Annotated in this window: 11 protein-coding genes, 1 tRNA gene and 1 pseudogene; 5 read left to right on the top strand and 8 right to left on the bottom strand. The window is 43.9% G+C overall.

Going from position 1 to position 15,351, the window contains the following annotated elements; genetic code table 11:
* Nucleotides 1–149: 149 nt before the first annotated feature.
* From ABH09_RS00395 to map, 3 genes are all read left to right on the top strand, one after another.
* Nucleotides 150–560, top strand: coding sequence for a hypothetical protein (locus tag ABH09_RS00395; protein WP_253714770.1), 411 nt, complete (start codon nt 150–152; stop codon nt 558–560).
* A complete protein-coding gene (locus ABH09_RS00390; RefSeq protein ID WP_253715796.1) occupies nt 529–1,443 on the top strand; it encodes a J domain-containing protein in 915 nt (304 codons plus the stop codon). Before ABH09_RS00395 ends, ABH09_RS00390 begins: the two co-directional genes overlap by 32 nt.
* Before the next feature lie 86 nt (nt 1,444–1,529).
* On the top strand, nt 1,530–2,294 hold the full coding sequence (map, locus tag ABH09_RS00385; RefSeq protein WP_162661974.1) for a type I methionyl aminopeptidase: 765 nt from the start codon (nt 1,530–1,532) through the stop codon (nt 2,292–2,294).
* A 141-nt stretch (nt 2,295–2,435) separates the two neighbouring features.
* Here map and ABH09_RS00380 read toward each other — a convergent pair whose 3' ends face one another.
* From ABH09_RS00380 to ABH09_RS00355, 6 genes and pseudogenes are all read right to left on the bottom strand, one after another.
* Nucleotides 2,436–3,176, bottom strand: coding sequence for a rhodanese-like domain-containing protein (locus ABH09_RS00380; RefSeq protein WP_253714769.1), 741 nt, complete (start codon nt 3,174–3,176; stop codon nt 2,436–2,438).
* Nucleotides 3,177–3,240: 64 nt separating this feature from the next.
* Nucleotides 3,241–5,404: pseudogene (locus ABH09_RS00375) on the bottom strand (methyl-accepting chemotaxis protein).
* Between the two features lie 227 nt (nt 5,405–5,631).
* A complete protein-coding gene (locus ABH09_RS00370) occupies nt 5,632–6,036 on the bottom strand; it encodes an acyl-CoA thioesterase (RefSeq protein ID WP_253714768.1) in 405 nt (134 codons plus the stop codon).
* A 70-nt stretch (nt 6,037–6,106) separates the two neighbouring features.
* A tRNA-Lys gene (locus ABH09_RS00365) sits at nt 6,107–6,179 on the bottom strand.
* A 263-nt stretch (nt 6,180–6,442) separates the two neighbouring features.
* Nucleotides 6,443–8,098, bottom strand: a complete 1,656-nt coding sequence (locus ABH09_RS00360) for an ABC-F family ATP-binding cassette domain-containing protein (protein WP_253714767.1) — start codon at nt 8,096–8,098, stop codon at nt 6,443–6,445.
* Between the two features lie 326 nt (nt 8,099–8,424).
* Entirely contained in the window at nt 8,425–9,606 is a 1,182-nt protein-coding gene (locus tag ABH09_RS00355; protein ID WP_253714766.1) for a glycosyltransferase, read from the bottom strand.
* 208 nt (nt 9,607–9,814) lie between these two features.
* Here ABH09_RS00355 and ABH09_RS00350 point away from each other — a divergent pair, with 208 nt between their 5' ends.
* On the top strand, nt 9,815–11,455 hold the full coding sequence (locus tag ABH09_RS00350) for a hypothetical protein (RefSeq protein WP_253714765.1): 1,641 nt from the start codon (nt 9,815–9,817) through the stop codon (nt 11,453–11,455).
* Nucleotides 11,456–11,552: 97 nt separating this feature from the next.
* On the top strand, nt 11,553–13,307 hold the full coding sequence (locus ABH09_RS00345; RefSeq protein WP_253715795.1) for a hypothetical protein: 1,755 nt from the start codon (nt 11,553–11,555) through the stop codon (nt 13,305–13,307).
* On the opposite strand, the gene iolG is transcribed toward ABH09_RS00345, so the two are convergent.
* Together iolG and ABH09_RS00335 are read right to left on the bottom strand one after the other, a co-directional pair.
* Nucleotides 13,304–14,317: an inositol 2-dehydrogenase gene (gene iolG / locus ABH09_RS00340; RefSeq protein WP_253714764.1), complete on the bottom strand. Its 1,014-nt coding sequence runs from the start codon at nt 14,315–14,317 to the stop codon at nt 13,304–13,306. The genes ABH09_RS00345 and iolG overlap by 4 nt on opposite strands.
* Nucleotides 14,318–15,325, bottom strand: a complete 1,008-nt coding sequence (locus ABH09_RS00335; protein WP_253714763.1) for an ABC transporter permease — start codon at nt 15,323–15,325, stop codon at nt 14,318–14,320.
* Nucleotides 15,326–15,351 lie beyond the last annotated feature (26 nt).

The raw sequence follows: 15,351 nt of genomic DNA, 5'->3' as shown, positions 1-15,351 counted from the left end.
TCTTAGCATTATAGAAAAAACAAGCGTCTTTTGCAAACGTACATGGATTTTTGTGATAGCTTCTAGAGGTTTTCAATATTCAACGTTTTGCTATTTTCAAAAGATGGGCGCTTGCATAATAAAAAAATTTTTTTTATTATGATATCATTATGACAGCAGTATTAGTGTATTTTGATAAAGGAGAAAAGGCACAAACACAGCTTCTTCTGGAAGCCTTAAAAGAGGCGGCTCATAATCAGTGTGATGACGTTCGCGTTTTGAACGGATATGCGTTGGCCGATACCGATCGGCTTAATATGTACGAGTATATTGTCGTTTTCTGCGCCGAAAAACCGCTTTTTACCTCCAAACCCGATTCTGCTGTTGTAACTATCCTAAAAGAACACGGCCTGAAAGAAGGCTGTAAGGGCTGCGTTCTGACCGTAAGCCGCGGCTTGTTTTCGGATAAATTTACTCGGAATGTGATGAATGCATTGGAAAGCTGCGGTTTTATGATTGACTACTTCGATACATTGCGGAATGCTGCGGATGCTCGCCGTGCGGGGGCAAATATTGGGTAGTAAGGCGGAAAGCGGACAGCAGGATAGCGAAGAAGGACGCAGAAATCGATCAGCTCATCAAGTTCTAGAAATAGAAGATTATTATAAGATTTTAGATATTTCTCCTTCTGCTTCGACCGCAGAAATCAAACGGGCATTTAGAAAAAAAGCTAAAGAATTGCATCCCGATATTCCGCATAATATTCGGAATACCGGCGGCAAAAGAGCAAATGAGCAAGAGCTGATGCGGCTTATCCGCGCCTATGAAGCATTGCTCGATGTAAAACGTCGGGCGGAGTTTGATTTTTTCTATAATAAGACCGCTAAAAAAGGTGAAAGTTTTGATTACCGTACCTGGTTAAAAGAGCGGGCAGATCCTGAAAGCAGAGCTACGCTGATTTTTTTTGACCTTTTCCATAATGCAGAAGACGAAGCAGTACAGGAGTTTTTACGGCTTCGGTCGGTACAGCCTTCGTTTTCGCTCCGCCATTACTTTAGCAGAGGAGATTTTATGGATTGCGGTTTTGTTCTTGCAGAGGAATTGTATTTCCGCGATCACTATTATGAGTCTTTTTTGCTGCTTGACCGGATTATCCGCGAAGAGCAGAAGCAGGCATATTTCCGCCATTTTTTCCCCGAAGTTCTTATCCTCGCCCGCAAACTTATCCGCGAGAAACTGATCTATGCCCTTGCCGATGATCTACTGCTCGATTGCTGCGAAGCCGCGCTTGATTTTGGGTTGAGTAAAGCGGATAATGCGGAAATATTAAAAAAGATGGCGGAAATTTATTACCGGATGGGTGATTTTAGCACCGGTGACGGATGCGCAGCGGCATCCGTGCGGATGAATCCCCGTATCCGTGGTATAACAAAGTTGAAAAAAAACTATCAGCAGCAGCTTTGACGTTAACGGTATGCCGGATATCCTTAACACAAGATAACCGGTGTATCCTCCTAAGACGGTAAGGCTGCGCAAAAGGTAAGGAATATATGATACGGATTAAGACAAAGGAACAGATAGACGGCATTCGCCTATCCTGTAAGGCATTGGCACGGCTCTTTAAAGAGCTGACTCCTCGTGTGCAACCTGGCATAACCACTAAAGCGCTGGATGACTTTTGTGTTGAGTACATTAAGAGTATCGGCGGCGTTCCCGCATGGTATGCAGAAGATTTTCCGGGGGCAGCCTGTATCTCCATCAATGAAGAAGTTATTCACGGCATTCCCAGCAAAAAGAAAATCGTACGGGAAGGAGACCTCGTATCGCTGGATATCGGTATTGACCTCAACGGATACATCAGCGATTCGTGCGTAACGGTACCAGTCGGAAATGTAAGCCCTGAACGAGCCCAGCTCTTAAAGGTTACTACCGACTGCCTCTACGCAGGAATTGCCGCCTGTCAGGCAGGGAAGCGTGTAAATGCGATATCCCGCGCGGTATATGATTTAGCGCGGCAGTATAAATACGGCGTTGTATATGAATACTGCGGACACGGAGTTGGGCTTAAGGTGCACGAAGACCCCAATATTCCGAACGTACCGGAGCGTGGTGCGCCAAATCCGCGGCTGGTACCCGGTATGGTAATCGCGATTGAACCGATGATCAACCTCGGTACGGCGGATGTTAAAACCCGTGCCGATGGATGGACGGTTGTCACCGCCGACAAGTCCTGCTCCTGCCACATGGAACACACAGTTGCCATCTTCGAAGACCACACCGAAATTTTAACCCAACTTGCCCCCGGTGAAGTGTAAATAAACGCAGCGCATAGTTATCATACGTTAGTTGTAAGTTAAACAGAAGGGGCACCTCTAAAAATCTAACCGAGTTTTTAGAGGTGCCCAAGAAAGGCCGCTAAAAGGTAAAATTTTTAGCGGCTATCAAGGGATCTTCCGTTATTTTACCAATTCAAAGGCTGAGTATTCGTTAGTGCCGTCTAAACTGTTTATCACCGTGTATCCTGCAGCTGCTAATTTTTCCGCAATGGCAAAAGCGCGGTTGCCGGAATAGCAGTAGGTCAGTACCGGTTTGTCTTTAGGCAGTTTAGGGAGTAATTCAGCAAGGGTATTCGCATTCCCCGATATCGCGCCCTTTAAATGCGAAACGGCATAGTCCGCAGGTTCCCGTGCATCGACTACCGAATATCTTCCGGTATTTACCAACTCCTGCATCTGCTTTCCCCGTACATTTGCGACTTTGGTGAGCGATTTATAAGAGTAGCTGCCGACTCCATCCGCGTTGAACAGTTTTTTAAATCCGTTCTTTTGTAAGATTTCTGCAGCTGCTCGGCTCCGTCTTCCACTTCTACAAATAACGATAATATTTTTATCCTTGAGGTCGGCAATATCACTCAGTCTGTTACCGATATCGTTAAGGCTGATGTTGATTGCATAGCGGACATGCCCTGCATCATACTCATATTTTTCACGCACATCGATAACAAGATACTGCTCTTTTTCCGCCTTGTCGTTCATAATGGTGTCCAGCTCGGCGCCTTTCATGTCCGTGATAGCTGTCATACCCTTCGAATCGCTTTTGCCTTCTTGCGCTGTACAGGCATTTCCCAACAGCATAATACAGACCAGTGCATATATAAGGACACTTATCTTTTTAAGATCAATTTTCCGACTATACATTTCGGACTCCTCTATGTCAGGATGTAGTAAAACAACCCGGTAGCGGTACCTTATGTTTTACATATTACACCTTAAATTTTGAGACTTCTTTTGCAAGATTCTCAATGCTATGCTTGTTTTTCTGCGTAAGCTCATTCACTTCTTGTATAGCGTTATTAATCTGCACCGCACCGGATGCCATTTCGCTCATGCTATCGGTAATAACACGAGTAAGTTCATCAAGCTTCTGCATTTCGTCTGCAACACTTTCACCACCTTTCAGCATTTCTTCTGAGCCGGCCTGTACTTCCGCCGTTACCGTATTGATATCTTTCATAGCGGTTAATACTTCTCTACTGCCGTTTTCCTGTTCCCGCATTGCTTCGGTAACCGTATTACTCATCTCTTTTACCTGTTCGGCAAAGTTAAAAATCGTATTGAATTTTTCCTCCACGGTTTTTGACGAGCTTGAAAGCATCTCTATTTCTCCGGTCAAGTTTTTTAGTGTAGCGGTAATAGTTTTCCCTTGCATCGAGGACTCTTCTGCAAGTTTACGTATCTCATCCGCAACGACGGCGAATCCTTTGCCTGCTTCACCTGCATGAGCAGCTTCTATTGCAGCATTCATTGCAAGTAGGTTTGTTTGTGATGCGATATGCTGAATAACGCTGGAAGCCTCCATTAACGAACCGGACTCTTCTGCAATTTTTTGCGTCACGGTATTCGAGGTAACAAGAGTGGCTTTGCCGTCTCCGGTTGCTGTTGTCAAATTTCCGATGGCGCCATCGGTTTTGCTGAGCGTCTGGCTGATGGAAGCGATATTTGCTACCATTTGTTCTACTGAAGCGGAGGATCGTGCAACACTGCCCGCTTGATTTTCAATACTGGTATTAAGCTGTTTAATCGTCCGTACGATTTCTTCAACAGTTGCTGCGGTTTCGGTAACGCTGGCGGCTTGAGTTAAGGCCTGCTGTTTAACACCGTCAATATTTGCGCTAATTTGGTTTACTGCGCTTGCCGTTTCGGTCATATTGGAGGCAAGTTCATCGCCGATTTCTTCCATGGTATGGCTATTGCTCCCAACCGTTCGTATCGATGTACCAATCTTATCGATCGTTTTGTTAAAGTATTCGGACAAATCCGTTACCTCATCATTACCGATCGCCGGTAGCCGAACTGTTAAATCTCCTTCCCCTTGCGCAATATTTTTTAAGGCATTAACAGCAGTCTGAACCGGTTTTACCATTGTACGGGCAACAAAATAGACCACGATCAGTGCACCGATCAGTACGCTAATACCAATACCAATCATCGCGGTACGGAGCGTGTTGACGGTTCCCATAAATTCGTTGACGGGAGCGCGTATGATAATCGACCAACGAGTAGCTTTGACTGTTGCAAATGATGCGATATAATCAACCCCTTGATAGTCATAGTAACAGACTTCGCCTTCGCTGCTATCAAGGACATGCTGTAAAAAGACAGCAGTTGATGCGAGCGAGGCGTTTGTTTTTGCTTGTTCGATGATATTATCTTGTTTTTGCACTAAATCGGTATCCCTATCTGCGATGATAATTCCTGACGAGCCCATAATATAACAGTTACCGGATTCTCCTACGACGATATCGGCAATGGCTTCGGACAAAGTAAAACCTGAGATATCGGCAGACAACACTCCTACGATAGTTTTGTCATCATCATATACAGGCACGGAAAGGGTATTGATCAATTGACCGTTTGCACGCGAGATATACGGTTCCGAAAAAAAAAGACTTCCCTGCAATGGCGGCACGAAACCAATCTCTGTTAATGACGGATAATATACTTCCATCGGCAAGTAAACATTGTCCTTGCGCATCCGTCATATTTAATTCTACTATTTTTTCGTTAAAGGCTACTTCTTTTGCGAGAAAGCTTAATTTTGCGGCAGATGAAGAATTTACACCTCGAAGAATCGGCATACGGGAAATCCCTTCGATAAACTGTAATAACGACGTTACTCTCCCGTTAATAATTTCAGCGGTATCATTTGCTTTGTCGATAAGGTGGGCTTCAATTTTTTCTGTTACTGCCTTTCGTGCAATGACAACAGCGAAAACAATTTCGATTATTCCCGCAGCTGCGATTAAAATACCAAAGATGAGAATAAGTTTTTTTCTTAAAGAAAAACGATTTCTTACCTTTTCGGTGGTGACATACGCCTTATCTACTTGTTCTTGATGGGTGTGGATGGTACTTTTTTCATTCATTTTGTCAAAACTCTCCTTTTATGACAAAAGATCACCTCCGCCTATCTTGTCCGCCTTTTAGAAGGTAATAATAAGCGGAGCCGTGTGCATGTTGTGCATACAAGAAAAGTATAACCCTTTTGCCGGTAGGTGTCCAGCAAGAAATAAGTAGTGGTGGTAAAGAAAATTAAATCTAAAGAAAAGCTCTAAATAAAATTGAGAATTCTATAAAATAAAAAGCGTGTAAACTACTTTTTCTCTGGGACAAGGCCTTCGACTAAATACTTGTCGGGTAGTTTTGCCGGTTTACCGGTTTTATCTACACAGCCCCACGAAACCTCAGCTTCAGCACAGACAATGCCCTCCGGATTTGTGATTACCTGCCGGAAAGTTCCCGAGAGTTTGCCGAGTTTGATGGGCGTAACGTCAATACGAAGTTTATCGTAAAGTCGCGCGGAATATTTATAGTGTATATCGATATGAGTTACATAGAGCATATAGCCTTCTTCGATTAACCCGACATAATCAAAACCGATACGGCGTAGGTATTCCATACGGGCATATTCCAAATAGTTTAAATATATGGCGTTATTTACGTGATTATACGCGTCCAGTTCATAACTCCTAACCTCTACTTCTATCGGTTGTATCATTGTTTTTCCTCCTTTAAACCTTAAAATTAAGTGCGTAAAAAAAAAGACTGCAAGCACCCTTGCAGTCTTTTGAGCTATGATGGATTCGAACCATCGACCCACGCCTTAAAAGGGCGTTGCTCTACCTACTGAGCTAATAGCCCATATCTTGAAATAACAGGACGAGTATATATGATATTGAGTGCTATGTCAAGTGCTCTTTTGAAATAGACGGTGCATCTACTTCGTTGCTATGCACAAATCTCGTCGTCAGAACGCCCAAGGATGGGCGGGGAATAAGTCAGAAATAAGTTTTGGAACAAAACTTGTCCTCTACCGATGTATATGGACGTACATCGGTAGAGAGGTACGCGGATGTACGCTGTTTAACAGTATATTTCAAAATGCTTATGGAAAGGTATATGTATTAAATCAATATCTTCTTTGCAGCACCGCCGTAATATTCATTGCGGAGTTCGTGGACGTGCTCATCGCGAATATAGTCGTCAAAAGGCATCATCCGGTCAATTACACCGCCGGGGGTAATTTCTACAATGCGGTTTGCGATGGACGAAATGAACTCGTGGTCATGTGAGTTGAATAGTACTACGCCCGGAAAGGCGATGAGCGCCTCGTTCAAGCTGGTAATCGCTTCCAAGTCGAGGTGATTGGTCGGCTCATCCATAATCAGCACATTGGCGCCGGAAAGCATCAGCTTACTGAGCATACAGCGTACCTTCTCACCTCCGGAAAGTACCTTGACGGGTTTGAGCGATTCATCGCCGGTAAAAAGCATTCGTCCCAAAAAACCGCGCACGTAAGCTTCGTCCTGTTCGGTGGAAAACTGCCGCAGCCAGTCGGTAATGTTCAAATCGGTTTCAAAGTAGCTGGAATTATCCTTGCTGAGATAGGCATTCGTAACGGTCTGTCCCCAATACACATCCCCCGAATCGGCGGTTTTAACACCGGCGATAATATCGAAGAATGCCGATTTTGAGTTATGCTCCTGCCCGACAAAGGCGATTTTATCCGTTCGGTTCACGGTCAAGCTGAAATCTTTGAGCAGCGTAATACCGTTGCCCGAACCTTCTTCCTTAGAAGTATAGTTGAGCTTTTCTACGCGGACAACGTTATTGCCGATTTCTCTATCCGGTTTAAAGTGGACATACGGAAATTTTCGGGTGGTAACTTCCAGTTCTTCCAGAGCAAGTTTATCGTACACTTTTTTGCGGCTGGTTGCCTGCCGGCTTTTTGCCGCGTTAGAAGCGAAGCGCAGGATAAATTCGCGCAGGTCTTTCATCTTTTCTTCGCGTTTTTTCTGCTGATCGCGTGCCTGCCGCTGCATAATCTGACTCATCTGATACCAGAAGTCGTAGTTACCACTGTACATACGGATTTTGCCAAAGTCGATATCGCAAATATGCGTACACACGGTGTTCAGAAAGTGTCGGTCATGCGATACCACGATCACCGTATTCGGGAACTCAATGAGAAACTCCTCCAGCCAGCTGATGGATTCAAGGTCGAGACCGTTCGTCGGTTCGTCCAACAAAAGAATATCGGGATTGCCGAACAGCGCCTGTGCCAGCAGCACACGCACCTTCTGGCTTTCGTCCAGCTCGCTCATCATGCGCTCGTGGTTTGCCTCTTCCAAACCGAGACCGGAAAGCATCTGTTCTACCTGATTTTCCGCCTCCCAGCCGCCCATGTCGGCAAACTCACCCTCAAGCTCCGAGGCGCGGATACCGTCCTCTTCGCTGAAATCTTCTTTTTCGTAAATGTTTTCCCGCTCTTTCATAATTTTGTAGAGCTGCGGGTAGCCCATGTATACGGTGTCTTTGACGGAATATTCATCAAAAGCAAAGTGATCCTGCCGCAGTACCGCCATCCGCTCGCCCGGCGTAATACTGATTTCACCGCTATCGTGCTCTAATTCGCCTGAAAGCAACTTGAGAAAGGTTGACTTTCCCGCTCCGTTCGCTCCGATAATGCCGTAGCAGTTCCCGGGGGTAAATTTTAAATTGACATCTTTAAAAAGAGGTTTTTCCGAAAATTTTAAACTAACATCGCTTACTGTAATCATAAAGGGCAGTATAGCCTAAAAGAAAAAAAGAGTGAACGGGATGGATGAATAAACGCATCAGATCGTTTTTTAACATCCCCACGGAAAAACTGAGACTATTCGACCAGAACTGCCAAGGATGGCAGTAGTTCCATACAGCAGCGATGTTTTGTGCGTACACAAAACTCGCCTTCAACTGTTGTACACGGATGTACAACAGTTGAAGATGGTTCAAATGGCCTCACAGTCTCAGTTTTTCCGCGGTTTTTATCTAGTCTACCTGATGCGTTTATCCATTTGTGGGAAAAATGTGCGAAATTTTAGATAAAATTTCGCACAGAAGGGCTTTACGGATTATGGGGTTCTGCAAGTACCTGTTGGTAAACCTCTACAATTTTCTGCGTCATCGTTTGATAATTGTCTTGTAATGCAGCTGAGCTTATTTCCTCTTTGAGCGTTTTGCTATTTTTAGCGCTTTGCTTTTTTTCATACAGATTGTGTAGGATTTTATTAAACGCGGACGAATCTTTAAATGCGAAACCCGTCACTCCTTCAATATATTGATCTTCATTTTCTTTATCGTATAGATGGACGACAGGCATGCCGCAGGCAATTGCTTCCAAAGCAGAAACCGAATGATTTTCTGAAAGCGAAGTCATAATATATGCATCACATAAGTGATAATAGTATTTGATATTTTCATGCAATACGGCTCCGGTAAAAATTACCGAATTTCCAATGCCATAATCCTTGGCCTGCTTCTCAAGCTCAGCTTTAGCGGGACCGTCCCCGATTATAAATAATTTTGCATTCGGCATACCGGCTGCAAAATCTTTCCAATACTCTAACGTAAGGGAAAGATTTTTTTCCGCTGCAAGTCTACCGCAAAAACAAGCAACAAAATCTTCAGGTTTGATGTTGTATTGTATTTTGAGATTACGAACAACATCTTGATTAAGCGTTTCTTCTGCAAAATCGGACGTAATGCATGCATTGGGAATTTTATAGATCGGCGTTGTTACCTTGCACTGTTTTAAAAAATCTTCCAGTTTTGTCGACGCACAGATAACCGCTTTGGCGGCATTGGTATATCGTAAAATACCGTGATCAATAAAATCTTTTACCGCTTTAAGATTCTGCAATGCACCGAAATAGTGAATATAATCGTAATACATACTATGACACGTGTATACGATCGGTATATTGAGTTTACGCCCTGCATACAAGGCGAATAGGCCTTGGCTGAATTCATGGTGAATATGGATAATATCGGGATTCCATTCTTTTAGCAGTTTTAATCTGGTTCTACTATGCGGGTAAGAGACAGAGTAATTGTAAAGATGGGGCAATTTTACGGCAGGACTGTATAAAATACCGTCGGTAATATGATGATGCTTTGTATTTGCATCGGGCTTAACGATAAGAACCTCATGCCCTAATTCAATTAAACCTTTCCTCAGCGCTTCGATATGATATACGGCGCCGTTAATTTCCGGAAGATAACACTCGGTGATAATAGCAATTCGCATATAAGCAGCCCTTTATAAGACAGCTTTTATCCTAGCACGGTCAGTCGGTAAAAGCAAGCCGTAAACAAAACTTCAAAATGCCTATGATATTGTGTAGGAGCTTGCCGGCATACGTCCAAGATTTTTTGGGCGATCTGTTGATATGTGCAGCTGGACATCGCTTTACGTTTTATCTATAGTATTTCCAATTATCTCTTAGGATTAAAAAATGAAGCGTTTTATTGTCATTTTATTACTATCTTTAGAAATGTTCGTTTTTGCTTTTGCGGATACTCCATATGCGTTATTTGTAGAAAATGACCATTGGATTTATGATGCAATGCATATTTTGTCGGTCGAATCGCGGCAGACGACGCTTGCAGACCGGCAACCGCTTTCTAAGGGTGAGCTTGCCGAATATTTTTCTACTTTTGACAATGCTGCTATACCTCAGGCGAGTGAACCGCTGTACCGTATGATGCACGATTATTTTTCCGGGCATTCGTTTTTGTTTACTCGTAAATATTTTTCATTTGATGTGAACGGCATTTTTGCGCTGCAGGGGCAATATGTACACAACCGTGAAAATGAACCTCGGCTTGATAGTTTTTTACGGTATAATAGAACTCCTGCTATTGTTTCTATCCCAATGCATGTGATGTTTACCCGGTATGTTGATTTTTTTGCTAACCTCAGCTTAAAGAAAAATTACTGGGCTGCGGTATTGTCCTATCCATATACCAATTTGCCGTTGGAAGGCAATGCCTTTGAAGCTGCCTTTCCTACTCAGGCGGGACTCAGTCTTGGTAATCACTTCTTTAACTTTACCATTGGACGCGGAGCTTTAAATATCGGCAGGTCGCTAGCAGGTAGTATGCTGCTTGCGGATACCGTAGATCGACTGGATTACATAACCGCCTCATTTTTCTATAAGAAGGTACGATTAGCACTGAATGTATTGGAATTAGAGCCTACTCGATTTGTATTTTCTCACGAAGCTTCGTTTCGTCCAATTGATTGGATTACACTCCGCCTTTACGAAGGGATCGTACTTAATGCTCCGTTTGACCCTAAATATTTAAATCCAATGATGATTTTTCATAATTTTTTCGGCTGGCGAGAGAAGACTTTTAATGGAAATGCTTCTGAAGACTCCGGAAAAGCAAGTCTTGGTTGCCAATTCGGTGTCGGTATTGATATAGTTCCGATACGAGGTTTGCGGTTATATGGTCAATACGGTCAAAATCAATTTCAAACATCATTTGAACTGAAAAACTACCCTAAAGCCCGGAATATTCCTAACAGCCTCGGCGGGTTAGCCGGTATTGAGTATATCCATCCGTTCAGTTTTGGACATCTTTCCGTAACAGGTGAGTTTTTATACGCCAACCCGTGGATGTATATAATGGAAAATAAGCATATCAGTCTCTACCATCGCCGGAAGGATACTGTTGCAGGCAAGGGAATGACAGACTCGTATATCCGGCAATGGGTTGCAAATCCTTATGGACCGGATACAATAGGAGCCTTTTTACAAGTTACGCTAACGGAACCCCAAAAATACCGTGCAAAGCTTGGCTATCGTTTTTTGGTGAAGGGAGAAAACGAAGATAATTTTTTTGATCCCAGTAAAGAAAAACCCGGGAAGCCGGGTATCTATTACCCTGATGCCGATCACTATGAAGCGATAGCACAGGCAAAGACCCCGTATGGGAACCCTGCATATTTTCATACGATTTCGTTGGAAGGCTCATACCGGGTGATAAAACAGCTTGAACTGAATGCGGGGCTGAACTGGACGATTGTATCCGGGAGAAAGAAGGGACACGCGGTGGATATTTATTCTTCGGTTAAATATACGATCCGGTAAAGTCTGCTCATATAGGATGTTCCTGCTTGAGTATATTGCCTGTTTTTGGTAATTTCGTGAAATACTATAGAAATCATTATGAAAAAACGAGGTTATGATGAAAAAGATTTTGTGCGTTGGGCTTTTGTTTGCTGCACTATATATGAATATAGGCGCCCAGGCTGCAGTCAATGTATTTGATCCCTTTTATGAGGATTTGTCGATATGGGAGGGGAGCGGTTTAATTAATGATGCCCCCAATATTCGGCCATATCCTCTGCAAGAGATACAACGTATTTTGCAAATTGTTATTGATACAGGCGATGCCGGTCAGCGGCGGCGGGCTGAAGAGTATTATAATCGCTTTTTTGGAAGAGTCTTTCATTTTGGTGGGTTGGCTGAAATAGCGGTAAAAGCTCCCCAAAAGCAGTATGAATTAAATTTGGCTCCCTTTATGGATATTAATTATTCATTGCATAGACTTTTTACGATTTCCGGAAGGGTGAGTGTTTTTCTGACTAATAAGTTTTTTTCCCAGGCGTTAACACCGCTCTTTCAATATTCAAAATATGACCTTGCGGATGACGGAGTCTTTGCCGGCAAATTTCTGGTACTGCCGGTATTTAACACGGGGATTGCTTTTGGTACTCCTCAGTATTATGTTACTGCCGGTATTGCACGTACCAATCATGGTCCATTTTACGATAACAGCCTCTTTGTCGGATCTCAAGCAATGCATCAAGGGCAATTTACCTTTGTTGTCAATAAAGAAAAATGGACATATAATCAAGCATTGCTGACATTAACTGCAACAGGTGACAACGGTGCTAACCATCAGCCGGGAAAGTTTTTAGCCATCCATTCATTGAATATACGCCCGCTGTCATGGCTTTCATTTGGGATCGTTGATACGATTATTTATGGTAATCGGTTTGAGCCTATTTACTTACTTCCTTTCTCTGCATTTTTTATCAGCCAAGGGTTGTATGCCTTTCCTGATAATAGCCTCATAGGTGGAACTTTTACGATTAAACCGGTCAAGGGTTTACGATTAGACGGAGCCCTCTATGCTGATGACCTCGGATTTAACGAAATTGTTAAGTTCAAAAAAGATGCAAAATGGCGTATGTCGGGGCAATTCGGAGTAAGCTATACCATGCCTAAGACGCACTGGTTTTCTTTTGTCGATTTGAATTATACATTTGTATTTCCCTATACATATACGCATTTTGATGGCTCTTCTATAGGCGTACCGAACTATCAGAATTATACCCACAATGGAGTTCCTCTCGGTAGTAATTTGGAACCTAATTCGGATAGGATTCTACTGAAACTAAAGTTCAGGCCGCTCTATGGGTTAGATATTAATGTGTCGAATACTTTTGTCCGCCATGCAAATGTAAATGAAAGTATTACCGATCCTGAAATACTAAAAAATTATATTTCAAAAGACTATATAACTGATGGTTCAACACGTAACCATGCAACTATAACAAATGACTCAGGACCAATAACCCACGCATATCTTTATGCAAATCCTTTTATGCGACAACAGACCATCCAATATGTTAACCAGCTTGCATTGGATATCAGCTGCCATTTACCGATTTTAAAATCAGGCGGGTATATGCTGTTTAAATTCGGCTATGTGTTTGAGGCAAATATCAACCCGGGTGTAGGGCAAAATATCTATAAGGCAACTAAACCCAATTGGTATGGCCAAAAACTTAGTAACATTACTGATGATGATGGCAATACAGGAGAAGTTGCGATTCGAAAAGAAGCCGCCAGACAGCTTGCAGACTGGCGTGCCAAAGCTATCGGCAAGCAGTTCAACCACTATATTCGGTTAAGCGCAGAGTTTGCATATTAGATAGCTATCAGTTTTCCGCTTCGAAAAGATTCGGTACATTTACCGGCAATAACGGATACCGCCGTACCGTCATATACGGAGACGGACGGTTTCCGCCTTGAGCGGATGCAGTCTACAAATGCTTCCATTTCGTGCAGATAAGCCTGTGCGAACCGCTCCTGAAAATTCTCCGAACACTCTTTGCGGACACCGTACCGGTCAAGGATTTCAACCAAGTTCTTTTGCGGTACGGAAGCGATTCGCAGCGTTGCCTTCGTTCCGATAATTTCCGTTTCGACGTTATACCCGTGCGGTGCGGTTCTACCGGCAAAGAGGAAGGCCATTGCATCGTTTTTAAACTTCATTAAGCAGGAGACATTATCACCGTCTTCATACTGAGCAAATTCGGGATACGCATAACAACCGCCGACTGCATAGACCGAAACAGGTTCGCTTGAAAGCATCCAACGGGCAAGATCAATATCGTGAGAAGACATATCGTAAAATTCGCCACCACTGTGCGGAGCAAAGGCAATCGCGCCGTTAATACAGCTGACCGGATCCTGACTATACGAGCGAAACAGTACCGGACGGCCGATCTCGCCTGCATCGATTTTTTCCTTTGCATAGCGGTAGGATTCATCAAAACGGCGCATAAACCCAAGCATAAACACTGCGTCGGGATGGGCTTCTACCGCTTTTTCTGCAAGGCGGCATTCTTCAAGGCTGGTACCGAGCGGTTTTTCACAAAATACGTGCTTACCGCGCTCCAAAGCCTGCGCAATCTGCGTACAGTGGAGAGCCGATGGGGAAACAATCGCTACCGCATCAAGCCCCTTAATGGCGAGCATTTCTTCAAAAGTCGTACAGTAATGGCGAACACCGAGTTCTTTCCCAACCCTGTGCAGTTTTTCGGTATCGATGTCGCACAAAGCAACCAGTTCCGCGCCCGGGATTCTGGTTGCAATATTTTTTGCGTGTTCAAGTCCTAAGCGGCCTAAACCGACTGAACCTATCCGTATCTTGTCCATTTATTTTTTCCCCTTATTTTTCCGCATATCGACGATAACCGCCGCTACAATGATGACACCTTCGGCAATCTGCTGCCAATAGGAACTGACTGACAAAAGCGTAAGCCCATTCCGCAATACGGAAATAAGCAGAGCTCCGACAACTGCACCCCAAATCGTGCCGATACCGCCGGTATGACTGGTGCCGCCAACCGTTGTTGCGGCAATCGCCGTCAGCTCGTAGCCGGTTGCAGCGGAAGGATGCATACTACCCGCCCGTCCTGCATACACAATAGCTGCAACACCGGCAAGCAGTCCGCAATAGGCATAGATGATAATCAGCGTTTTATTCACATTTACGCCGGAAATTTCCGCTGCCCGTTTATTCCCGCCGAGTGCATAGACAGCCTTGCCGAACTTGGTATTATGCAGCAGTATCCACGAAATGATAATCATCACAACATACACCAGTACCGCAACCGGAATGTATCCGAAAAGCTTGCCCTGTCCGATCACATCAAAGCCGGACAGCAAATTGCTGATCGGCGTGCCGCCCGTATAAACAAGCACAAGACCGCGCGCGACGGTATACATACCGAGCGTGGCAATAAACGGCGGGATGTGCGTTGCCGAAATAAGCCATCCGTTCAGCGCACCTGAAGCGGCGCCTACCGATAAGGCCGCAAGAATAGGAACAATAAGCGGCATTTGAGGTAAGTTCGGGAAATAGCGCGGTACAGCACCTGCAACCTGCCCGATGCTTGCCATAATACAGCCCGCCAATGCAAGTACCGAACCGACGGAAAGATCAATTCCCTGTGAGGTGATGACAAAGGTCATACCGAGCGCCAAAATACCGTAAATGGCCGTTTGGCTCAGTACATTAAAAATATTTGTTAAACCTAAGAATCTCGGATTTAATATCGAGATAATAATAATCATCAGAATGAGCACCAGCACGATACCGTAGGTTTGTATCAGCGTCTTTAACGTTTTTATATCAAAGCGACTTGTCCCTGCTCCAGCCATATCCTTATTCCTCCTCGTAAGTATCA

The sequence above is a fragment of the Treponema sp. OMZ 803 genome (genome assembly GCF_024181165.1).
Taxonomy (GTDB): Bacteria; Spirochaetota; Spirochaetia; order Treponematales; family Treponemataceae; genus Treponema.
This window is presented reverse-complemented; position numbering and strand designations above follow the sequence as displayed.